1 pseudogene is annotated in these 434 nt (G+C 47.5%); it reads right to left on the reverse strand.

What is annotated here, in order from left to right:
- Nucleotides 1-434 (reverse strand): annotated as a pseudogene (locus A3756_RS04880) (glutamate--cysteine ligase); the annotation flags it as partial.

The following is a 434-nucleotide window of genomic DNA, read 5'->3' on the forward strand; positions in this document are numbered from 1 at the left end:
CTCTTTATTGCCATGCGCTTCTTTTAGATTAAGCCAAAGGGAGTCATTGATCGAGAAGTTGAAGTGCAGGCCCGCAATGCTTTGCATGGTTCGGCCGTATCGATGGCCTAGACCTTCCCGGTAGACGTACTTCAAGCGTCCAATGTTGGAGTCGCCATATTCAGCAATACGAATGCTGTGCTCGCCATCAAGCTTGCAGGGCATGCTGCCAGACCAGAGAACTTCATTGCCAATATTGCTAGCAACAAACTTATGCGTATCTTGCAATGTTTTTAGCAGGCCTTCTCTAGAGTCTTCAACCGGTGTAATTAGCTCTAATAAAGCTTCCGAGTAATCAGTGGTAATGGAAGGGTGAGTCAGCGGATGGCCCAAGGCTTCAGGGTGATTTCTCTGCGAGATCGAAAATTCGCTATCTGCCCGAAGACCTTCTTTTT

It is taken from the genome of Oleiphilus sp. HI0086 (assembly GCF_001635225.1).